This is a genomic window from Haematospirillum sp. 15-248 (assembly GCF_012102665.1).
Taxonomy (GTDB): Bacteria; Pseudomonadota; Alphaproteobacteria; order Rhodospirillales; family Rhodospirillaceae; genus Haematospirillum.
Window position 1 is genome coordinate 50136 of the sequence record NZ_JAAVTF010000008.1, and the last position, 21851, is coordinate 71986.

The 21851-nt window shown below is 56.3% G+C and carries 22 protein-coding genes; 12 read left to right on the forward strand and 10 right to left on the reverse strand.

The window, feature by feature from the left end; all coding sequences use genetic code 11:
* Window position 1 precedes the first annotated feature (1 nt).
* From HEQ72_RS08065 to HEQ72_RS08075, 3 genes are all read left to right on the forward strand, one after another.
* Entirely contained in the window at window positions 2-937 is a 936-nt protein-coding gene (locus HEQ72_RS08065) for an electron transfer flavoprotein subunit alpha/FixB family protein (protein ID WP_168023078.1), read from the forward strand.
* A gap of 199 nt (window positions 938-1136) precedes the next feature.
* Window positions 1137-2006, forward strand: a complete 870-nt coding sequence (locus tag HEQ72_RS08070) for a 3-hydroxybutyryl-CoA dehydrogenase (protein ID WP_168020824.1) — start codon at window positions 1137-1139, stop codon at window positions 2004-2006.
* Window positions 2007-2230: 224 nt separating this feature from the next.
* Window positions 2231-2929: an autoinducer binding domain-containing protein gene (locus HEQ72_RS08075; RefSeq protein WP_168023079.1), complete on the forward strand. Its 699-nt coding sequence runs from the start codon at window positions 2231-2233 to the stop codon at window positions 2927-2929.
* 127 nt (window positions 2930-3056) lie between these two features.
* On the opposite strand, the gene HEQ72_RS08080 is transcribed toward HEQ72_RS08075, so the two are convergent.
* Window positions 3057-3746, reverse strand: coding sequence for a helix-turn-helix transcriptional regulator (locus HEQ72_RS08080; RefSeq protein ID WP_168020822.1), 690 nt, complete (start codon window positions 3744-3746; stop codon window positions 3057-3059).
* Window positions 3747-4143: 397 nt separating this feature from the next.
* Between HEQ72_RS08080 and HEQ72_RS08085 the strand changes: the two genes are divergently transcribed.
* From HEQ72_RS08085 to HEQ72_RS08120, 8 genes are all read left to right on the forward strand, one after another.
* The gene (locus HEQ72_RS08085) at window positions 4144-4347 is read left to right on the forward strand and encodes a hypothetical protein (protein ID WP_168020821.1); all 204 of its coding nucleotides are present in this window, start codon (window positions 4144-4146) and stop codon (window positions 4345-4347) included.
* 63 nt (window positions 4348-4410) lie between these two features.
* Window positions 4411-4971, forward strand: a complete 561-nt coding sequence (locus tag HEQ72_RS08090) for a helix-turn-helix domain-containing protein (protein ID WP_245183219.1) — start codon at window positions 4411-4413, stop codon at window positions 4969-4971.
* A complete protein-coding gene (locus HEQ72_RS08095) occupies window positions 4952-6643 on the forward strand; it encodes an ArnT family glycosyltransferase (RefSeq protein WP_245183218.1) in 1692 nt (563 codons plus the stop codon). Before HEQ72_RS08090 ends, HEQ72_RS08095 begins: the two co-directional genes overlap by 20 nt.
* Window positions 6640-7320: a phosphatase PAP2 family protein gene (locus HEQ72_RS08100; protein ID WP_168020819.1), complete on the forward strand. Its 681-nt coding sequence runs from the start codon at window positions 6640-6642 to the stop codon at window positions 7318-7320. Before HEQ72_RS08095 ends, HEQ72_RS08100 begins: the two co-directional genes overlap by 4 nt.
* Window positions 7321-7414: 94 nt before the next feature.
* Complete coding sequence (locus HEQ72_RS08105; protein WP_168020818.1) at window positions 7415-8344, forward strand: L-lactate dehydrogenase; 930 nt, start codon at window positions 7415-7417, stop codon at window positions 8342-8344.
* Between the two features lie 40 nt (window positions 8345-8384).
* Window positions 8385-9149 (forward strand): hypothetical protein, encoded by a 765-nt coding sequence (locus HEQ72_RS08110; RefSeq protein WP_168023080.1) that lies wholly within the window; start codon window positions 8385-8387, stop codon window positions 9147-9149.
* A gap of 3 nt (window positions 9150-9152) precedes the next feature.
* Window positions 9153-9731, forward strand: a complete 579-nt coding sequence (locus HEQ72_RS08115) for a low molecular weight protein-tyrosine-phosphatase (protein WP_322099231.1) — start codon at window positions 9153-9155, stop codon at window positions 9729-9731.
* The gene (locus HEQ72_RS08120; RefSeq protein ID WP_168020816.1) at window positions 9728-10423 is read left to right on the forward strand and encodes a class I SAM-dependent methyltransferase; all 696 of its coding nucleotides are present in this window, start codon (window positions 9728-9730) and stop codon (window positions 10421-10423) included. Before HEQ72_RS08115 ends, HEQ72_RS08120 begins: the two co-directional genes overlap by 4 nt.
* 5 nt (window positions 10424-10428) lie before the next feature.
* Here HEQ72_RS08120 and ftsY read toward each other — a convergent pair whose 3' ends face one another.
* The 9 genes from ftsY to HEQ72_RS08165 form a co-directional block, all read right to left on the reverse strand.
* Window positions 10429-11550 (reverse strand): signal recognition particle-docking protein FtsY, encoded by a 1122-nt coding sequence (gene ftsY / locus HEQ72_RS08125; protein ID WP_168023081.1) that lies wholly within the window; start codon window positions 11548-11550, stop codon window positions 10429-10431.
* A complete protein-coding gene (mtaB, locus tag HEQ72_RS08130; RefSeq protein WP_168020814.1) occupies window positions 11550-12839 on the reverse strand; it encodes a tRNA (N(6)-L-threonylcarbamoyladenosine(37)-C(2))-methylthiotransferase MtaB in 1290 nt (429 codons plus the stop codon). The genes ftsY and mtaB overlap by 1 nt, the downstream gene beginning before the upstream one ends.
* The gene (gene dapF / locus HEQ72_RS08135) at window positions 12836-13681 is read right to left on the reverse strand and encodes a diaminopimelate epimerase (RefSeq protein ID WP_168023082.1); all 846 of its coding nucleotides are present in this window, start codon (window positions 13679-13681) and stop codon (window positions 12836-12838) included. The genes mtaB and dapF overlap by 4 nt, the downstream gene beginning before the upstream one ends.
* Window positions 13682-13799: 118 nt before the next feature.
* Window positions 13800-14294, reverse strand: a complete 495-nt coding sequence (locus HEQ72_RS08140; protein WP_066133581.1) for a CarD family transcriptional regulator — start codon at window positions 14292-14294, stop codon at window positions 13800-13802.
* Between the two features lie 414 nt (window positions 14295-14708).
* Window positions 14709-15038: a ferredoxin FdxA gene (gene fdxA / locus HEQ72_RS08145; protein WP_066136481.1), complete on the reverse strand. Its 330-nt coding sequence runs from the start codon at window positions 15036-15038 to the stop codon at window positions 14709-14711.
* Between the two features lie 62 nt (window positions 15039-15100).
* Window positions 15101-16135, reverse strand: a complete 1035-nt coding sequence (gene holA / locus HEQ72_RS08150) for a DNA polymerase III subunit delta (RefSeq protein WP_168023083.1) — start codon at window positions 16133-16135, stop codon at window positions 15101-15103.
* Window positions 16132-16719, reverse strand: coding sequence for an LPS assembly lipoprotein LptE (gene lptE, locus HEQ72_RS08155; protein WP_168020808.1), 588 nt, complete (start codon window positions 16717-16719; stop codon window positions 16132-16134). The genes holA and lptE overlap by 4 nt, the downstream gene beginning before the upstream one ends.
* Window positions 16706-19285, reverse strand: a complete 2580-nt coding sequence (gene leuS / locus HEQ72_RS08160) for a leucine--tRNA ligase (RefSeq protein WP_168023084.1) — start codon at window positions 19283-19285, stop codon at window positions 16706-16708. The genes lptE and leuS overlap by 14 nt, the downstream gene beginning before the upstream one ends.
* A gap of 153 nt (window positions 19286-19438) precedes the next feature.
* Entirely contained in the window at window positions 19439-20032 is a 594-nt protein-coding gene (locus tag HEQ72_RS08165; protein ID WP_245184261.1) for a DUF3576 domain-containing protein, read from the reverse strand.
* A gap of 416 nt (window positions 20033-20448) precedes the next feature.
* Here HEQ72_RS08165 and HEQ72_RS08170 point away from each other — a divergent pair, with 416 nt between their 5' ends.
* A complete protein-coding gene (locus HEQ72_RS08170) occupies window positions 20449-21708 on the forward strand; it encodes a porin (protein WP_168023085.1) in 1260 nt (419 codons plus the stop codon).
* Window positions 21709-21851: the final 143 nt, after the last annotated feature.

Genomic DNA, 21851 nt, shown 5'->3' on the forward strand with positions numbered 1-21851 from the left:
CATGGCGGTCCTGGTTATTGCCGAACACAACAACACTACCCTGAAGGACGCAACCCTGCACACCGTCTCTGCCGCCACGAAGGCTGGCGGTGATATCCATGTTCTGGTTGCAGGCGCGGGATGTGCCGCAGTCGCACAGGCAGCATCCCGTATTGCAGGCGTCACAAAGGTTCTGATAGCCGATGCCCCCTGCTACGCCCATGCGATGGCTGAACCGCTTGCGACGCTGATCCATTCCTTGGCCGGGGGATACACCCACATTTTGGCACCCGCCACCACATCGGGGAAAAACATCATGCCACGGGTCGCCGGCCTGAGTGACGTGGCAATGCTGTCTGATATATCTGCCGTCATCAGCCCGGATACCTTTGAACGACCCATCTATGCCGGCAATGCCATGGCAACCGTGCAAAGTAGCGATGCGCTGAAGATCATAACCGTCCGCACCACATCTTTCGACGCAGCGTCCCCGGAAGGCGGGAATGCTGGTATAGAGACCTTGACGCCGGGTGAAGATCCCAATCTGTCCACATTCCTGGGGGAAGAGCTGTCCAGCTCGGCCCGGCCGGAATTGACATCGGCCCGCGTGATTGTTTCGGGCGGGCGCGGCATGAAATCAGGCGAGAACTTTAAGCTGATTGAAGCTGTAGCCGATCGGCTGGGCGCCGCAATCGGAGCATCACGCGCCGCGGTCGATGCCGGATTTGTCCCCAATGATCTTCAAATCGGTCAGACCGGGAAAATTGTGGCACCGGAGCTTTACATAGCCGTTGGCATTTCCGGGGCCATCCAGCACTTGGCCGGCATGAAAGATTCCAAGGTCATTGTTGCCATCAACAAGGACGAGGATGCACCCATTTTCCAGGTTGCTGATTACGGCCTGGTGGCAGACTTGTTCCAGGCGCTGCCCGAGCTTGAGAAAGAGCTGTCCCGCTGAACACAGCGCCCGTCAACAACAGGACACAAGGGGGAGCAGACAGCTCCCTCTTTTCTTGTATTATCTTGGCCATATGCAGCCTCGGCACGACAGGCCAACACGCATAAGCGGCATTGGTCATTGCTCCACCCACCTGGTTTGATATGATGCAGGCGCCGGCAGCGGGTACGGCACTACAGACCGGAAGGGGAGCCTGGTCATGATCAAGACCGTTGGTGTTGTCGGTGCAGGGCAAATGGGAAACGGCATTGCCCACGTTTGCGCTGTGGCAGGCTATACCGTCAAGCTGGTTGACCTGAGCCAAGAGCAACTGGACAAGGCAGTGGACCTGATTGAACGCAATCTTGGACGCCAGCAGAAAAAAGGGAATCTGACCGAGGACGAGGTCAAAGCCGCCATGGCACGTATCAGCACGTCGACCACCACCGCATTCCCGGATGCCGACTTGGTCATCGAAGCTGCAACGGAAGATGAGTCCATCAAGAGAAAGATTTTTGCCGCCGTCTGCGCCACTCTCAAGCCCGACGCCATCTTGTGTACCAACACATCGTCAATTTCGGTCACACGGCTTGGTGCCACAACGGACCGCCCCGGCCGTTTCATGGGCATGCACTTCATGAATCCGGTCCCGGTTATGCAGCTGGTGGAGCTGATTCGTGGTATTGCCACAGATGAAGAAACCTTTCGCAAGGTGCACGAATTTACCGGAAGAATCGGCAAGACCGCCGTTTCTGCCGAAGATTTTCCGGCATTTATCGTCAACCGTATCCTACTGCCCATGATCAATGAAGCAGTCTATACACTGTATGAAGGAGTGGGGTCGGTCACGTCCATTGACAACGCCCTGCGCCTTGGAGCCAACCACCCGATGGGGCCGCTGGAACTGGCAGACTTTATCGGCCTGGATACCTGCCTGGCTATCATGCATGTCCTGCACGAGGGACTTGCCGACACCAAATACCGCCCCTGCCCACTGCTGGTGAAGTATGTAGAAGCGGGATGGCTTGGCCGCAAGACCGGCCGCGGGTTCTATGACTATTCAGGGGAGAAACCAGTCCCGACCCGCTAAGAGGCACAAGGGCCTTACATCCTTTATCTGGTTCAGTCTGGACGAAAAGTGTACGCGGTACGCAAACACTCTATGGGGGTATTTTAAATATTTTTCTGGAATTCATAACGCATACTGGTATTTTTTTGTGTTGAGAACACACAAAAATACCAGCCGGAGCATTTGACCCGCGCTACAGTCAGCGCTATGCGTCCAGTCGGCTGTCAGGACAGGGGACAACAGTTGTGGAAGCAGTCAAGCGGTTTGAGATCGTAAACTCCTACAAAGATATTAGCCCGTTGTTCCAGGATCTGTTGAGCGACTGTTCGGCCTTGGGGTTCGAGTTTGCTGCCTTTGGCGGTATCGAGGGCGAAGAGACCGTGATGAAAGAGACAGGCTGTCCCCTTATCGCGGGATCCTATCCACGGGAATGGGTGCAGAGGTATGTGGAAAGAGCCTATCATGAAATTGATCCCGTAGTTTATCTGGCTCCGGCCAGCGATACCACCATGGACTGGAAAGCCGTCAGCACACTGAATACCGATTTCTTCAACGAGGCATCGACTTTTGGCTTACGTGCTGGTCTGACAATTCCCATCCATGTCTCCCAGCGTCTCTATGCTGTGAGTTTTGCAACAGCCAGGGACACATTGATCGAGGCAGATACCCGATCAACCCTTGAGCGCATGGCCTTCCGTTTTCTGCAGGACTACATGCATGCTGATCAACATGCAGCGAAGCGGGACAGAGAGCAGGAAAAAAACACAAAAATACTAGAGATGGCCCTGTCTGGATTCTCAAGTGGTGATATCGCCTATGCTTTGGGAATGACCGAACATCAAGTCTCAAGACACCTTCAGAACGCAGTCAAACGACACCGTGCTCCGGCATTGATACAAGAATCTGATCGCAAGAGCGCAGGCCTTATAACGATCTTTACTTGAATATTAACCTGCGGAGCATGAGAGTCTGACGACAAGCGCAACGCCGCAAGAATGGTCCCATCTTCCAGGCAAAAGCGTGACTTCTTGCAGCGTTGCCTAAGCCGGACGCAGTGTCTGCATAACAAAATTACAGATCTATCAAGCCAAGAGACAACGCCTTGCCACATGCGTGCAGCGTTGTTTGACATCGTAGCTTTTCCCTGGCATCCCGCAAGTGCCAGGAAATGCCATGCACAGTCATACCAAGAGAGGCTGCCATGGCCTCGTTGGAAAATCCGGCAAGGGACATATGTAAAATTTTCAGCGTGTTCTCGTGCAAATCAATGGACACAGGAACCGGCGGAGATTTTTTGACATACTCCTGCACAAAACCAAATGACAATCCTGCCAGAGCAGACCGGACAGGCTTGGTTACCTCTTCTTTCCGCGCCGTTGCAAAACTCAGAAGGTAGACCCTTCGGGGCAAACGGACAGGCACCGAGAGACCGGTACACAAACCAAAGGAACGAGCTTCGTCAAAAAAGTCTGGCGCCAGACGACGCAGCTTGCTCCAGATCATGACCGTGGATCCAAACGGAGCCAAACGCACAGTCGGATCGAGCTTATGGTACGAGCAATCAATATACCTCCGCTGCCATTCCACTGGAAGCGATGACAAAACAAAGGGGTAGCCAAGCGCGAAGGAGGCGGCGTCATCACCGGCAACACCAAGAAAGGCAACATGCTCGAACCCCAAGCCTGATGCCTCAGAACAAATGCTTTCAAATAATTCTTTCGTGCTTTTGCAGTCTACTAGACTCTTCACATCTTCAACCACCGAAACAATCCCCTGACAAGGGTGTGGAAAAACTTGCAATTTTTATTACTACATGATGGTGTAGTAACACATCCCTGCACTGTAACAGCAGCATCGTATCAACCGAAACAAACCTTTTCCATCGAAGTTTTGGCTGCATGCATGTCTCGCTCGCCTGTCAGCAGGAAAACAGAAAAACATATTTGGTACCATGAGCAAGAGACCTGATTATACCCAATGATAACGTGCCCGCCCATCTACAGATGGCCGGCACCTGTCTGTACACAACCTTCCTTTTTCGTCTGCTTGTATCGAAGCCGGATCCGCGCCCCGCGTCTTTGCCGTCGGGGCAGCGGTATGCTGTGCAATTGACGATGCTGTGACGTTTGAACACGGAAGGTGTGCCAAGGAAAAGACCATGAGCAACCATAATACTGAACAACCGTTCTACGCACAGGGACGCTGTGTCTACCGTAGTACGCTCTGCCGGTACGACACCGACGGGCGCCTTCTGGCCATGACCTTCGGGAACCCGGTCTGCACGCTGTCGGGTCATGAAAACGAAGCCATCGCACAAACCATCGCCGATGCCCTGAACCGCTACACAACCTCACAACCATAGGTACTATGGTACCACACTTCACGTTAAACAACAACGATAGGACATTAAACAATGAAAACGTCAATGAGAACCGAGAATTCCTATGGGTACGGCGAAGGTCAACCAAACCCGGTTGATATACACGTTGGCGCCAGGGTCCGTTTTTGCCGCACCGTACAGCGCATCAGCCAGACTACTCTGGCCGATGCGCTGGGGTTGACCTTTCAGCAAATCCAGAAATACGAGCGGGGAACAAACCGTATCAGCGCATCCCGCCTGTGGGATATCAGTCAGGCGCTGGGAGTCCCGGTAACCTATTTCTTTGATGATCTACCCGATGCGATGTCCCGTGAAGAGGCACACCAGCAAGAATCCGTACCTGAATTAACCCGCGAGCTTGTATCTCTTCTGGTTGCATTCAACAAGATCAACAAAAAGTCTGTCCGTCGTCAGATTTTTGATCTGACGCGTACGCTGGCTGACACACACCATGAAGCAGAAAAAAAGCGCATAGAGTATTCTATGAAACAACGCATCATGCAGGGTAAAATACAGCGGATCTCCATATCGTGCAGAAAAGGCAACAAGACTTTGCGTGCGCCTGTTTCTCGGGTAAAACCGGCATTTGGTCATCCTGACCCCTGACCTCTTCATCAACGAGGTGTCTGTGCAAGCCCTGCTTTCCGGTATACGGCCTTGGGTTATTCTAGCCCTGCTGTGTTGCGCCCTGTATCTGCCCGGCATGGCAATGCTTCCGGTCATGGACCGTGATGAGGCTCGTTTTGTGCAGGCCACGCGGCAAATGGCCGAAAGCAACGACTACATTGTTGTTCGATTCCAGGACGAGCTACGGGCCAAGAAGCCTGTCGGGATTTATTGGTTACAAGCTGCTGCCGTCAGTCTGTTCAGCCATCCCGCCGATACCGCAGTGTGGCCGTATCGCGTTCCATCGTTCCTTGCTGCACTGGCCACAGTACTTCTGGTATTCCGATTCGGCAGCACCTTATTTGACCGACGCACTGGCTTTGTCGGCGCCTTGGTCATGGCAAGCTCTTTGCTCCTGTTCAGCGAAAGCCACCTGGCCAAAACGGATGCCGTCCTTCTTGCCCTGACCACCGCCGTCATGGGTGGGATGGGAATGGTTTACATGCAGTCCTGTGGCGGGAAAGCAGCTCCGTCATGGGTCTCTCCGGCTCTATGGCTTGCAATGGGTGCAGCCATTCTGGTCAAGGGACCGGTCACGCCCATGATTGCCATCCTGGCGGTCATAAGCTTGTGTCTGGCAGATCGCAAGGCATCATGGCTGCACGGTCTACGCCCCGTGATGGGAGTGGTGCTCAGCATCGCCATGGTCGCCCCGTGGATGGCAGCCGTCTCTGCGGAAACGGAAGGCGCTTTCATAACACGAGCCATACAAGAAGACCTGATTCCCAAACTGCTCGGCGGGCAGGAAAGCCACGGTGCCCCGCCCGGCTATTACCTGCTTCTGGTCGGGGTAACGCTTTGGCCCGGGTCCCTGTTTCTGTGGCCTGCGGTGTGGCGTTCGTGGAAAGAGCGTGCCCTGCCCGGGCTGCGTTTCCTCCTCGCCTGGACTATCCCTGCGTGGTTGGTCCTGGAGATGATTCCAACCAAGCTGCCTCACTATACGCTGCCGCTGTACCCACCTCTGGCCTTGATGATTGCAACAACTGTTCTGGCCGTTCGCGACTCAACGCGCGCCGATTTATCGCGGCTTTCCCCCATGCTGTGGTACGGAGTCTGGAGTCTGGTCGGACTCGGACTGGCTGGAGCAGCTATTGCCCTGCCCATATACCTCCAGGGTGAGTTGTTCTTATGGTCACTCCTGCCTGCTGTTGCGTTGGGTGGGGTTATGCTATTGGTGTGGCGTAGTATCGTGCGCCAGCACTTTTTGCCTGCGCTTGTTTTTGCCATGGCGGGAGCTGCCGTGGCCTTTCCGATGATCATCGGAACTCTCTTGCCCAGCCTGAAAAGCCTGTGGGTCAGCCAAGAAATTGCCTCTGCCGTTGATCGTTATGCACCGGGCAAACGCCTTGCTGCAGCTGGCTATCATGAACCAAGCCTTGTCTTCCTGTGCGGAACTGAAACCCTGTTGCAGGATGCGGCGGGCGCAGCCCAATCCCTTATACAGGGAAAAGCAGGCGCCGCTGCTATAGAGGAAAGAGAGCTTCCCGCTTTTCTGTCTATGGCATCCCGTCAGCCCGATATACAGGAAGCAACCACCATCAGCGGCCTGAATTACTCACGCGGGAAGCCTGTTGTGCTTCATATCTTTATTAAAGGGAAAATACCGGAATGAAAGGTCATGGTCCCGCACGTTCATGGCTGGCGTGGGTCCGCAACATGCCGTGCACAACCGCACTGCTTGGCGCCTTCATCCTGTCCCTGCTTTTGCAGTGGACAATTGACCGCCCCCTAGCCTTCTTTATGCGTGACATGCGGGATACACCCATGGGGCACTTTTTTTCCTTTGTAACGGAAATTGGGCTCGGGTGGCCTTGGTATATCGGGTTCCTTCTGGCGGTCCTGATTTGTCTGTCGGCATCGAAGCTGGCCTTGACCATGGACCGGTATGATGTATGGCGGGCCCGGACACGCCGCTTCATTTTTGCACTGACTGCCCTGGTGGCATCAGGGCTGGCCGTAACCGTCCTCAAGCAGCTTTTTGGCCGCTATCGCCCGAAGATGCTGTTTGCCGAGGATCTGTATGGTTTTGCGCCGTTTTCAGGGCACACGTCTTTCCCCTCCGGTCATGCGCAGGTGATTTTTGCATCCATGGCTGCCCTGTGGTTCCTGTTCCCACGCTGGCGGCTTGTATGGGGGGCAACAGCGTGCCTGGTCGGTTTCTCACGTGTCGTAGTGACCGCTCACTATCTTTCCGACATTGTCATGGGGGGAACCTTGGCAATCGTCATAACCGTAGGCGTACACCGCTGGTTCGAACAGAATAGAACAACGTCTCTGACAGTGCGCTGATTCAGCAAGCCAGAAAAACCGTATAGACACTGGAACAAGAGAGAAGACTGTGCTACGTCCTCCCCTGTACACACATAATTTATAGGGGTTTGTGATGAAGGTCGGAATCATCGGCGCCGGGATGGTCGGCAGCGCAGCGGCCTATGCCCTTGTGATGCGGGGGGATGCCAGTGAAATCGTGCTGGTGGATCACAATGCACGGATGGCCGAAGCCCAGGCCCAGGACATTCTTCATGCAACGCCCTTTGCCCACGCCGCACGCGTGCGGGCGGGAAGCTGGTCAGACCTGGCTGGTGCCGGTGTTGTCATCATTACCGCCGGCGTGACCCAGAAACCAACCGAAACACGGTTGGAACTTCTGGAACGCAACACAGCCGTCTTTGCCGATATTATTCCAGCAATCCTGAATGTCGTCCCCGATCCGGTACTCTTGATTGCCACAAATCCGGTTGATGTCATGACCGAGGTGGCATGGCGCCTGTCCGGACTTCCCCGTGACCGGGTCATTGGATCAGGTACAATTCTTGACAGTGCCCGTTTCCGTGCGCTGCTGGGGGAGCATCTGGGGATCTGCTCGCGCTCCATCCATGCATGGGTTCTGGGGGAGCACGGTGACTCAGAAGTCCTGTGCTGGTCATCCGCATCGGCAGGCAGTGTGCCACTGGCTGATGTCGCGCAACAGGTCGGACGCCCGCTGAGCAAGGATGTCCGTCAACGCATTGATGCCGGCGTACGGCGTGCTGCGTACCGGATTATTGAAGGCAAGGGAGCAACGTGGTTTGGCATCGGTGGCGGGCTTGCACGTATCATCCAGGCCATCCGCGCTGACGAGGATGCCATCCTGACGGTATCCCGCGTCGAGGACAGCGTGGAAGGCATCGGACCCGTGGCCCTTTCCCTGCCCCGGCTTGTCGGCGCCAAGGGTATTGCCGGCACCCTGATGCCAAAACTGGATGACGTGGAACGGGCGGAATTGCGGAATTCCGCTGCCGTACTTGTCCAAGCTTCGGGACGCACACCCTGAAGACGTGACAAGCGCCATAACATCGTGAAATATCGGCTCTATGGAAGAAGAGCGTACATCATCCGGATTGCTTGGTTGGCTCGCCGCGTTTGTTTTGACAGCGGTAGTGGCCGGTCTGGCTGTATTCTTTATCGATCTGGGACCCCAGAAAGAGGAACCGGCGATTCCGTCCATGGTCTCGGCCTTGTCACCGCCGCCGCCACCGCCCGAGGCAACATCGGCCAATGCAGAACCTGAAACACAGGCCGCAGAACAACCCGCCGAGATGAAGGACCAAAAACCGGCCAAGTCGGAGAAAGCCTCACCGCCAAAAGATGCCAAGGCGGCACACGGCACGGCAACCATGTCAGCCCCGCCCCAGCCGGCAGATGCACATCAAGGAACAGCGCCCGTTCCTGATGTGATATCCGGTGTTGCGGGACTGGACGATGCTGTTGGTCTGCCAACAGAATCAGAGGTAGCGGTATCCCTTCTCGAGAAATCAACATTCTGCCGCAAGGGTCGCATTGCTCACCGGGCTCCAAGCCTGTTCGGCACGCGCGGGTTTGCCATCACATACGGGACAAATACGTTTGCAAACGGCGGCGATCCATTTCCCCGTCTGGAAATCTTTGTCAACGAAACCAACGGACAACGCTTTGCCTCCGTGCTCAGCCTGACGGCAGATCCGGTTCCGGGTTTCCCGAACAATCAGGAAACAGCCATGCCATGGGATGATGGTGCCCTGCGCAGCGTTATCGCCCGATGGGTGGAAGGAGCATCAGACGGGGTATGCCCTGTGAAGGGGCAAACAGATGGGTCCTAACCTGTGGCGCGATCCATAGCGCAGGCAACGCAAGAAGAGAGACGAACACAAATGCCCCTTCAGGACAAGGAAACATCCAGTAAAGATATTTGCGTTCTGTTTGTATGCACAGGGAACATCTGCCGTTCACCAACAGCCGAGGGGGTTTTCCGCACACTGGTGGAACGAGAAGGGCTGAGCCAGTATATCCGGACAGACTCAGCGGGAACAACAGCAGCCCATGTCGGTGAATATACCGATGCACGATCCCGCGAAACAGCGGCTCAACGTGGCGTTGATCTGTCAACAATACGGTCACGCAAGGTCAAGCCTGACGATTTCCGGGCTTTTGACCTGATCATTGCCATGGATCGCAGCCACGAGAAAATGCTCCATACGATCAGACCCAGGGACGTGGGGCCGGATAAGATACGGCGGCTTCTGGAATTTGCCCGCAATCGGTCACTTGATGATGTTCCCGATCCCTACTACGGCGGGCCGGACGGTTTTGAAAAAGTGTTCGAGATGATAGAAGACGGCTGCAGCGGGTTGCTTGAGTACATCCGGCAACGCCTTGCGAAAACAGGCATTCCAACCTCATGACAGAGGCTGCATTCCCCAGCCTGCCCCCCTTTGTACGTGCCATCGCCACCCGGTACGGGCGGGTTGTACGGGTTCAGGGAGATACGCCTCTTGGGGTAGGCTGGTCTACCGAAGAGGTTCAGCACCGGCGGTTTGATGTCCTCCTCTCCCTTCTGGATCCCGCCGCCCCGGATATCCCCGTCTCCGTCAGCGATCTGGGGTGCGGGTGGGGTGCCCTGTGGGACAGGATCAAGGATCACAAGACACCACCTGTTGCCCGCTATGTCGGCTACGATATCTCAACAGAAATGATAACCCTCGCCCGGCAGCGTACGGGCCACGATACGCGGGCACATTTTGTTCTTGCGAGGGGAAACACAGAAAGCGTTGACTATGGATTTGTGTCCGGAACCTTTAATTTTCATGACAATACGCCCCCCCAGGTCTGGGAAGACTATGTAAGGAACACCCTGGACCGCTTTTCTAAAACATGCAAAAAAGGGCTTGCCTTCAATCTTCTGCACCACAGGGCAAGAACAAAGCGCCCGATGTTCTACGCAGATCCAGCCCTATGGTTGGACAGAGCACACACATGGATCAAGGACAGAGGGGGACAAGGATCAGTACGGCTGGAAGAAGACTACCTGCCCGATGACTTCACGATCCTGGTTCATTTTGATACCAAAACAGATCCGGAACATATTCAGGTATAAAAGTCTCAGCCGTGATCTGGAAGCCCCATCAGGCTGCGGGCAAAATCAGTCGCAGAAAACGGTCGCAGATCCTCTGCTGTCTCTCCAACCCCGATGTAGTGCACCGGCAACCCATATGTTGCCGCCAAGGACACCACAACGCCGCCCTTGGCTGTTCCGTCCAGCTTGGTCAGGACAAGCCCGCTGACATCCACCATCCGGCGGAACGCTTCAACCTGCTGATGGGCATTCTGGCCAACCGTTGCATCCAGAACCAGAAGCGTGCTGTGTGGGGCCTGTGAGTCAATACGGGACAGGACACGGCGAATTTTTGCCAGCTCCTCCATCAAGCCAACCTTGTTATGCAAACGGCCTGCCGTATCAACCAAAAGCACGTCATCCTGACGAGCGCGCGCTTCCTGCAGGGCATCAAAAACAAGACCAGCAGCGTCAGCACCGGAATCGCGGGCCACAACAGGACAGCCTGTACGCTCTCCCCACACCTTCAGCTGTTCCACGGCCGCAGCCCGGAAGGTATCGCCTGCCGCCAGGGTCACAGACAAACCCTGATCCCGGAACTGACGGGCCAACTTTCCAATTGTGGTCGTCTTCCCGGCTCCGTTGACCCCGGCAACCAAGATCACAAAAGGCCGACACGCAGAATCCGGAACCAAGGAAACAGCAACGGGTTCAAGGATGCGGATCATTTCACCGGCCAGAACGGAACGGACCTCTTCCGATGTCACATCCTTGCCAAATCGTTCCCGTGCCAAAACCTCAGTCAGGCGGGTCGCTGTAGCAACGCCGATATCAGAGGTAATCAACAAATCCTGCAAGTCCTCCAGAGCCTGATCATCCAGACGCCGGCGCAGGAAAAGATCCCCAATTCCAGAAGAAAGACGCTCCGAAGAACGGGACAACCCGTCACGCAGCCTCTGCAACCAGCCCTTTCCGGACGGAACCGGAGACACAGGATCATCAGCAGGAACAGCCGGTGCTTCCGTATCGGTTGGCTGAGAGGGCTGGACAGACGCCTGATCAGCCTCGACGCTCTGATCAAGCTCCGAGGAAGACACCTTGCTGTCACCGCGACCCAAAAGCCGCCCAAACCAGCCTTTGCGCTGCACCGACACGTCATGTTCACTCATCAGACAACCGTTCCTTCAAGACCAACCCCGAACGAAGACATAATCCGGACCGCATGGATAACCCCGGGCTGGACCGGCGTTGCAACACGCACCTGCGCATACTCGGCCGAATGACCACTTGTTTCGGTTTCGAAAAGAACCGAGAGGGTGCGCCCCACCTGCTTCTCCAGGAAGGACGACAGAGCAAAGGCTCCCACTTCACGAAGGCGGGATGCACGGGCGCGGATCACATCACCGGGCACAGCCGGCATCCTTGCAGCAGGTGTCCCCGGACGAACAGAATAGGGGAAAACGTGCAGATAGGTCAGCCCTGCCTCTTCCACCAAACGCAGGGTGTTGTCGAACATGGGCTCTGTTTCGGTCGGGAAGCCCGCGATCAGATCAGCTCCGAACACGACATCCGGTCGCCGGCTACGCAGCAGCGCGCATACATCCAGCACATCCTGACGAAGATGCCGGCGCTTCATCCGCTTCAGGATCATGTCATCACCAGCCTGAACTGACAGATGAACATGGGGCAGCAAGCGAGGCTCGGAGCCAAAGAGATCAACCAGGTCAGGATCGATCTCGACAGGATCAAGGGATGTCAGACGCAGACGCGGCAGATCCGGCACCAGCTGAAGCAAGCGACGCACCATCTGCCCAAGGGGCGGCTTGCCCGGCAAATCCTGACCATAGGCAGTGATATCCACACCGGTCAGCACGACCTCCCGGTATCCCTTGTCAACAAGCTGCTGCACCTGCTCGACAATAGGGCCAAGGGCAACCGAACGATTGGGGCCACGGGCAAAGGGGATAATGCAGAACGTACAACGATGATCACAGCCCTGCTGAACCTGGATGAAGGCACGGTCACGCCCTTCAAATCCCCCCAGAAGATGACCGGCGGTTTCCCTCACCGTCATGATGTCATCAACCAGAACCGGCTGGTTAGCACCAAAGCGCCAATTCTCCGCCTTCAATTTTTCTGCATTCCCCAGAACGCGGTCAACCTCGGGCATCTTGGCAAAGCTGTCGGGATCCAGCTGGGCGGCACAACCCGTCACCACAATCCGGGCCCCGGGGTTCTCCCGGCGCAGCCTGCGAATGGCCTGCCGGGCCTGGCGCTCCGCCTCCCGCGTGACGGCACAGGTATTGACGATAACGGTATTGCCAAGCCCTGCAGCGCGCGCATGCTCGCGCATCACCTCGGACTCATAGGTATTCATCCGGCACCCGAACGTTACAAGGTGCGGCTCATCCTGTACATCAACAGCACGGGATACATCAACGGCAAGGGATTCTGTCATCTTGTAAAGGCCTCATCAAGAAGACCGGTATACACGGAAGCAACCGGCCCGCCCATCAGAACGTGGCCATCGGATTCACGCCACTCAATGGTTAATTCCCCCCCATCGCAAACAACACGGGCCCGGCGGTCGGCAAGCCCCCGCAGCACAGCGGCCACCAGCACAGCACAAGCCCCTGATCCACATGCAGGCGTCAGGCCGGCGCCACGTTCCCAAACCCTCATCTTCAGATGATCACGGGAGCAGACCTCGACAATTTCAACATTGGTACGATCCGGGAACAGCGGATAGCTCTCGATGCGTGGCCCCAGAACAGCAAGGGGCACATCATCAAGACGGGAGACAAAGAAAACAGCGTGGGGATTTCCCATCGACACCAGGGATGGCCGGGAAAGATCGCCGACGGACAGGGCAACCTCCAGCGTGTCAACCGCCTCGGATACAGGAATAGACTGCCAGTCCAGGGATGGGGCTCCCATATCGACAACAACACCGCCCATGGATACGTCACGAAAAGCCTCCAGCAATCCGGCATGGGTCTGGATCCGGATGGCGGATAAATCAGACTTGTCCCCCAGAAGCAGGCTTGCAACACACCGTGTAGCATTACCACAAGCCCCGGCTTCGGACCCATCCGGATTGAAAATACGCATAAAAACAGCCGCCGACTGATGCTGCGGAGGCTCCAGAACCACAAGCTGGTCAAACCCCACACCACACCGACGGTCACCAAGGCGGGCAATCATGCCAGGGGCAAGAGCCACCAGATTCTTTCGGGCATCAATGACAACAAAGTCATTCCCCAGACCATGCATCTTTCGGAACGGAATCGCCCCGGTCATCGCGTACCCTCACTCTTTGCCCAAGCTCGCGGACTATGCCCCGCCTTCCCCAAAAACGGAAGCGCCCGCTTGAATACAGCGGGCGCACCAGATCAAAAAAACAGCAGGATAGAACCAATCAGGCTGCCAAAAGAAGCTTTTCCAGCTTGGCCGCCGCTGCATCGGTTTCAATCTGTTCCAGAGCAGCAAGTTCGCAGGAAAGCCGCTCCAGCGCCTGTTCATAGATCTGGCGCTCGGAGTACGACTGCTCCGGCTGGTTGGCATTCCGGTACAGATCACGCACAACCTCGGCAATCGCAACCGGATCACCCGAATTGATCTTCTGCTCGTACTCCTGAGCCCGACGACTCCACATCGCACGCCGAATCCGGGCACGCCCGGTCAACGTGGTCAAAGCTGTATCCATGGTTTTACGGGTTGAAAGACGCCGCAAACCCGATGCCTTGGCTTTCGCAAGCGGAACCCGAAGAATCATCCGGTCACGCTCGAAGCTGATGACAAACAGCTCCAGCTCTTGACCACCAATAACCCGCTTCTCGATTTCCAGAACCTTGCCCACGCCATGGGCAGGGTACACGACGTAATCACCAGCAGCAAAGGTCAGGTTGGACATTCTTGTTCTCTCTTTCTCAAATACAAACGTTCAAAACCAGCCGCATGACCAGTGCTTGAAGTCGCTTCCCAAAAACAGACGGGGCCCGGAAAAACCACACCCACCCGGCTTCCACCAAAAGCGGAGAAAGCCGTCAATCATGGCCGTCAAAAGCCCAAAACCAGAAGAACCCGGAACATTCCGGGCCAAGAACGTAAAATTCAAAGGCGAGAAACAAAGACCCGGCCACAACCCGGGCTAACAACAGCGTTTATACCACGAACGGCCCTGCAACGTCAGACGAAAATACAATAGATTCTGTAGGGGAATAATACGGCCCAACATAAATCCATATAAATCAATGGCTTTCAATTATGCATAGGTGGCATGCATCCAACGCAGAGGCAGGCCGATGCGCAAGAAAGAGGGGGATATTCATCCCCCCGGCTTCAAGCTGACCATATCTTTCTTTCCCGGCTTGTTCTGCCACTGATCCGCGTCAGGCAGAGGATCTTTCTTTCGGGTAAGGTTAGGCCAGAGCTTGGACTGCTCCCGGTTGAACTCAGCCCACTCGGCTGCTCTTGGTTCAGAATCAGGGAAAATAGCTTCAGCCGGACATTCCGGTTCGCAAACGCCACAGTCTATGCATTCGTCCGGATTGATAACCAGAATATTCTCACCCTCGTAAAAACAATCAACAGGGCACACCTCCACACAGTCGGTGTACTTACACTTTACACAGTTTTCAGTAACAACGTACGTCATCTGCGGCTTTATCTCCGCTTTGTGGACAATCAACTCCCGGCTACAAGAACAGGCCGGGAAGACTACGCGCCCCTGACCCTTGCGGCCCGGGACAATTGCAGGAAAACCCGCGCTACAATTTCAACCTCTGGCATGCCGGTCCTTTTGCAGTTCATCTCTGCCTCTAACAAAAGGTCCAAGGCACGGACAGTTCGAGTCGGCGACCACCGGGCGAGCTGGGCGAGAAAACGTGCCCTCAGCTTCCAGAACACAGGTGGCTTCAACAAGCCCAAAGCCCGGTCGCGGTCATATCCAGAAGCCAAAGCCCCACCAACCAGATGCAGGCGCTGGAAATGACGCACGGCAGCCCGTAACAAGGATACTCCCACAACGCCCTCCCCCGAAAGCCGGTCCAGGAGACGTTGCGAGCCTGCAATATCTCCATCGGCCACAGCAAACAGAAAATCATCAATGGCCAAGGCCGAAGCGTCACCAATGCAGGCCAGAACATCATCTGCCTGTATTATCGTACCACCACCGGCACCAACATACAGGATCAGCTTCTCAAGCTCCTGCCGGGTCACCGAGCGATCGCCACCCAAACAAGCCAGAAGGCAGGCCATGGCATCGCGGGATACCTCGAAACCCGAACGCACAATATGCGACCGTATCACAGCCTCCAGTGCAACTCCTTCATCCAGATAGCAAGGCACGGCAGCAGCCAGTGCATGGGACTCGCAGAAGCGGCGCAGGGATGACTTGGCATCGCAGACACCAGCCTGAAGAACGACAAGGGAATCTCCCCTCCAGTCTTCTACCAGATCAGCCAATCCCTTGGACAGTGAATCACCGGCATCACGTATACGGATAACACGCCGCCCCCCGGTCAATGAAAGGGCAGAGATCTCCTCACCCAACCGGGCAAGGTCTTTTGCAACACCCGAACAGGATAACTCGGAAACCCGGAAGGGATCACCCGGATCACCAGCGACAGACGCCACCAGTGTCTGGGCACGCTCGCGCACCAACCCTTCATCCGGACCATAGAGCAAGACTATCCGGACACACGAGTCAGGCCGCTGGCAGAAGGCATCCGCACGCTCTGCGCTGATTTTCACGGCATCTGGTCCCGCTCGCCGGAAACCCCGGAAGAGAAGTACACGGCCAAAGACCGCGCAATATCATCGGCCAGTTGCTCCATGGCCCGTGTCCTGGCATCGCGCTCGGACACCACAGCAGCATAGTTCTCGGGCAACAGATTCCAGGCTACCAGCGCCTGGGAATGGCCCCGCCACAGAACTTTTGACTTTCCCGTCCGGTCTTCCGGGGCAGCCTGATCTTGGCCTACCCCGGGAATCTCGACCAGCACAGCCTTCGCAACAGTACGAAGAGACGCCCGGGTACCAAATCCTCCCTTTTGGAAGGCCTGATCCGCACGACTTTCTGTTACCGTGACGTCAAGCTTGTAACGCTTACGAACAGAACCGCCCGCACGTTCCAGCTTCCGCTCCAAGGCATTGCGCAGAATCTGCCCGCTCCGGTCATTGATAATACCAACATCCACAGCGGCCAACTGCCTGGCTACTCCCGCATCCTGGGTCTCACCCGCCGAATACAAGGGCGAAAAGCCACAACCAGCCAGCAACAGCGTACAGGCCAGAACACCCGCCCGCACCGCTTTGGTTCGATCAGGCCACCACATTGACAATCTTGCCCGGAACAATGATAACCCTCCGCACAGGATGCCCGGCAATCTGGGCCTGAACCGTGTCCAGTGCCAGGGCTATAGACTGGATTTCTTCCTCGGAGGCCGAACGGGCAACTTCAATCGTGCCCCGCAACTTGCCCCGAACCTGCACCGCCATGGTTACCGTCTCATCTTCCAGGAGCGCTGGATCAAAAACAGGCCATGACGTTTCAGCCAGTATGGCAGTATGCCCGAACTCTTCCCAAAGTTCCTCAGCAATATGAGGGGTCATCGGCGCCAGCAAGCGTACAGCCGTCTGCACGGCAAACCGGAAAGCGGCACAGGCCTGGCCATCCGCCTTGTCTAAAGCGGCAGCAGCATTGACCAGCTCACGGACACGAGCAACCGCTGTATTGAAGCGCAGCCGTTCAAGATCTTCAGTGACTTGGGCTATCGTCTTGTGCGTAAAACGTACCAGAGCCCCGGCAGCGGATGTATCAATGGGAAGGGCAGGGACCGCGTCCACAGCCATAGCTTCTCCAGCCATGCGCCATAGCCGGTTGACAAAGCGCCAGGCTCCTTCGATACCGGCATCACTCCAGTCAAAATCCCGTTCTGGCGGACAATCCGAGAGCATGAACAAACGGGCAGCATCCGCCCCATAAGCTTCAAGAATGCTGTCCGGATCAACACCGTTCTTCTTTGACTTGGACATCTTTTCGGACCGACCGACCACAACGGGCTTGCCATCGGCCACACACATCCAAGACCCATCCGGCGCCTTGTCTATCTCACCCTTCTCAAGCCAACGGCCATCAGAGGATCGGTAGGTCTCCATGCAAACCATGCCTTGGGTAAACAAGCCGTCAAAGGGTTCATCAAGATCCAGATACCCACAAGCCTTAAGGGCCCGGGTAAAGAAACGGGCATACAGAAGGTGGAGCACAGCATGCTCCACACCACCGATATACTGGTCAACCGGCAACCAGTAACGGACCAGCTCGCGGGCAAAGGCTTCCGTGCTGTTCTTGGGATCACAGAAACGGGCAAAATACCAAGATGATTCGAAGAACGTATCGAAGGTATCCGTTTCCCTCTGCGCGGCCGTTCCGCATGAAGGGCAGGCGACATGCTTCCATGTCGGGTGATGTTCCAGTGGATTGCCGGGCTTGTCAAAAGAAACGTCATCGGGCAAACGCACCGGAAGATCAGCATCAGGCACCGGTACGGCACCACACGCCGGACAATGGATCACCGGTATCGGGCAGCCCCAGTACCGCTGACGCGAGACACCCCAGTCGCGAAGACGATACTGGATGGTCCCTTCGCCGGCTCCCGATTCTTCAAGCCGCGCAATGACAGCTCTGCGGGCAGCAGCTGTATCCAGGCCATCCAGAAACGATGAATTGACCATAACCCCGTCACCGGTCCATGCCTCGGATACTTGGTCCTGACGCGCGATAAAGGCAACAGCATCACCATCGGCGGGGGCTACAACAGTCCGAACCGACAGGCCATACTTGCGGGCAAAATCCATATCGCGCTGATCATGGGCCGGGCAGCCGAATACAGCACCAGTGCCATAATCCATCAGCACGAAGTTGGCCACATACAACGGGATGCTCAATGACGGATCAAGGGGATGCACAACGCATAACCCTGTATCGAAGCCCTTCTTCTCGGCTGTCTCAACAGCTTCCTCCGACGTTCCCAAGCGATCACATTCAGCAATGAATGCTTTCAGGTCCGCATTGCTTTCAGCCAAAGATGTCGTGAAAGGATGATGCGCAGAAAGAGCGACAAAAGAGGCCCCGAACAGAGTATCCGGACGGGTTGTGAAAACATCAATCACATCATCCCGGCCCTGTACGGCCCAACGCACTCGCGCGCCCTCGGACCGCCCGATCCAGTTTGCCTGCATGGTGCGGACCTTGTCCGGCCAGCGGTCCAGCGTTTTCAGGCTGTCCAGAAGTTCGTCGGCAAAATGGGTGATTTTCAGAAACCACTGGCTGAGCTTGCGCCGCTCCACAAGGGCACCGGTACGCCAGCCCCGACCGTCCACCACCTGCTCGTTGGCCAACACCGTATTATCCACCGGATCCCAGTTGACCCAGGATTCCTTGCGATAGGCCAGACCAGCCTTCAAGAAATCCAGGAACATCTTCTGTTCATGGCGGTAGTAATCCGGCGAGCAGGTCGCGAATTCGCGCTGCCAGTCCACAGAAAGACCCATTGGCTTCATCTGGGCGCGCATGGCGTCAATGTTCTGCATGGTCCAGGCACCGGGATGCGCACCACGCTCGATAGCCGCGTTTTCTGCAGGCAAACCAAAGGCATCCCACCCCATGGGATGAAGCACATTGTATCCCCGCGCCCGCTTGAAGCGGCTGACAACATCGCCAAGGGTATAATTCCGGACGTGCCCCATGTGGATACGCCCCGAAGGGTAGGGAAACATTTCCAGGACGTAGTACTTCGGGCGCGACGGGTCCGGGCGGGCTTCAAAACAACGCCGGTCTTCCCAGCGTTTCTGCCACTTCTGTTCCGTTTCCTTGATATTATAGCGATCCGGACGTGTCATACCTATCAGCCTTGCAGTATTTCTGTCCTGCATACCGCCGGGCAAAGCAGAACACTACAGCCGGGGAAACAGGAAAAACGGAAAACGGGGAGGGCAACGCCGCACCACGACGACCGGCCCATCCCCCGTTCAACAGGCAAAAACAAAAAGATCTCAGGAACCAGCCGCGCTGCGCAGCTGGCGGGCCCGGGTCAGGACCGCATTCTCGAATTCGGTCGTCACAGCGGGGGCAACAGCGGCATCAACCCACTGCCCGGAACGCCCACGCTCCTGACGGAAGACCGAAACCTTCAGGCCATCAGAGCGAAGTGCACGCCCAAGAATGTAGACATTGACCTTGAAACGCTCATTCGGCGTTTCCGGAGGCGTGTACCAGTCTGTGATGATGACACCACCAAACGGATCCGCCGAAGACAGGGGCATGAATGAAACCGTGTCCAGAGACGCACGCCACAGGAATGCGTTGACGGCAACACCGGCACCACCGGCATCTTCATCCTTGGACTTTCCGCCCAGCAAGTTGATGCCACCCTTGCCAAAGATGGTGTCGCGCTCTTCCTCGCCACGGCCCCAGCTGCCATCGGCACGCTTTTCATAGGGGCGGCTGTCAACATCGGTTCCCTGACAGGCGGTCAAGGTCAATGCAGCAAACGCAACCAGCCCGGCGCGGAGCACCGTGACCATGGACTGCCGGCCACGGCAGGCGCGAACGGAAGAACCGGTAAGGATGTTATCGATACGTTTCATAGCGATCCGTAAACTCTTGCTGTCGGGTCAGGGCCCGGGCCACAGGGCCGCAGACGGTGATACCCGCCCTTATACCAGTCCTTGCAAGAAAGGGGGAACGGAAAAACTGTCTGCACGGACAGAACTTCACGATCAAGGCTTCACAGCGCCCATCCTGTTCATATTGCGGGGGCGACAGAAAGCGTTGCACAAAGGCCACAGTGTGGGTAAATAAGCACAATTTCGCGTGCAATATGTTGACGCAACACGGCATGGATGTATTGATAATCCCACCTTCGGGGGAAGGTTTCCGTCCTGCGCCCTGCTTTCGTTTGGGCTGCCACCCGGAAAAAAGGGCCTGAAATGTTCTCCTGTATGGGACGCGCGTGTGCGCAATGCCGGGGTTCCGGCCAACCAGATTCAGGGATGTTGAAACAATGAAAAAACTTCTTATCGGCACCAGTGCCCTTGTTGCGGCCTCTGCCCTGGCCGGCGTGGCCAATGCGGCAGAGCCGTTGAAGCTGTCTGTCGGCGGCTTTGGTTCTGTCTTCGTCGGTTATGCCTCCCAGGAAGACAAATACCTGAAGGCCCTGCGCACCTTCGGAGACAGCAGCACGGAAGTAACCGCTGTCGATGTCAAGGGCGACAACGAACTACACTTCAAGGCCAAGAGCACGCTCGACAACGGCCTGACCGTTGGCTTCAAGGTGGAAATGGAAGCTGGCGGCAAGGATCCTTCCGGCAAGGTTGTGGATGAATACCACATCAGCCTGGGCGGGGCCTTCGGGACCATCATCGCCGGGGCTGACGACAATGCCCTGGCAGCCATTGCCAACCGCGCCCCGCACATGGGTGGCCGCCTGCTTGGCGCCGGCCTGTCGGACGGTGACATGGTCGAAGGTCTGTGGATTGTCAAGCCAAAGTCACTTTCTATAACAAACACAACTGCTACAACGATTGACGGTGCAAAAGGCGGATATGCCACGTACGTTGACACCAATGGTGACAGCGAATCGATCAGCTACCTGACCCCGGCCATCGCTGGGTTCACGCTTGGCGCCACCTATGTGCCGGACGCCGCCCAAGGGCGCAACAAAGCAGATCAACCCTTTGGCAAAAACACCTTGGATGCCTACGGCGTTGGCTTGGCTTATGCCGGCAAGTTCGGTGATCTGGGCGTGAATGCTGATATCGGCTGGTTGACCGGTGACCATCCCGATGCAGACAGCCACAATGAATACCAGGCTGGCTTGGCCCTGTCCTATGGCGGGTTCATGATTGGCGGTGGGTATCGCCTGATTGACCAAAAGTATAGCACCGCAAAGAAACTGCCAAGCACAAACAGCGTTGTCACAAGCGACGCTGACGCTTGGGAAGTAGGCGTTGGCTACAAGAGCGGCCCATATGGGATCGCGCTTGGGTACACAGAAACCTCGATTGACAAGAACAGAAACATTACAGCTACGGCTCCGGTGATTGCATCAACAAACTCCTCGGGCAAGGACAAGACCCGTATTGTCCAGTTGACCTCGGAATACACCATGGGTCCGGGCGTCATGCTGGTCGGTGGCTTGGGCTATGCCAAGTACGATGACAAGACCATCAGCGGTAACGCCGCCGGCCTGACGGCGGATCAGCGGAAACTCGGCAAGAACAGCGGCTGGGTTGCGGTGACCGGTCTGTCGCTGGCGTTCTGATAAAATCTGGCCCTGCCACGGCGGGACCGGGCTGAAAAACAGAAAGGGGGCTGCTTGTCAGCTCCCTTTTTGTTGCCTTGTTTTCGCCACAACAAACAATCAGACGTCAGCATTATGCATTTGAGTGTATATCGCTGGTTTTT